The organism is Micromonospora sp. DT47, assembly GCF_049844475.1.
Lineage (GTDB): Bacteria > Actinomycetota > Actinomycetes > Mycobacteriales > Micromonosporaceae > Micromonospora.
Window position 1 is genome coordinate 1 of sequence record NZ_JBNCLC010000070.1, and the last position, 616, is coordinate 616.

Genomic DNA, 616 nt, shown 5'->3' on the forward strand with positions numbered 1-616 from the left:
CCGGCGCGCTCACCAGCTTCTCCTGGAAGGTCCAGGCCACCGACTTCCGTACCCCCAGTGACTGGTCGGCCACCTGCGCCTTCACGTTCGACCCCACCCGGCCGGGCGCGCCGAACATCCCGCAACCGGCTGACCTGTCCACCACCGTCAGCGTCCCGGCGAACTTCACCATCACCAAGCCGGACAACGTCACCAGCACCAGCCCCATCCCGAGCGCGTACGTCTACCAGCTGAACGCCGGGCCGCCGGTCGACGTCCAGGCCGACGCCGCGGGCACGGCGACCATCGCGGTCTCCCCCACCCGGTTCACCAACACCCTGACGGTCACCAGCGTCTCCGCCGGCGGCAACTTCGGTGAGACGGCCAGCGTCACCTTCAACTCGAACCCCGCCGCCACGGCCGCGGACGCGGACCTGACCGGTGACGGGGTGTCCGACCTGCTCACCGTCGGCGCGGCGAACGGGTTGCCGTCCGGGCTCTGGCTCGGCAGCGGCGACACCGAGGGTTCCGCGCTGGCCGGCACCAACATCGGCGCGCGCGGCAACGGCGTCACCGGCAACAACGTCCCCGCCGACTTCAACGGAGCGCAGGTGCTGACCGGTCGGTTCAGCGGCAC

At 71.4% G+C, this 616-nt stretch carries 1 protein-coding gene; it reads left to right on the forward strand.

What is annotated here, in order from left to right; genetic code table 11:
- Positions 1 to 616: hypothetical protein (locus tag ACLQ2U_RS32185; protein ID WP_425754643.1), on the forward strand; the 616-nt coding region annotated here is incomplete at both ends.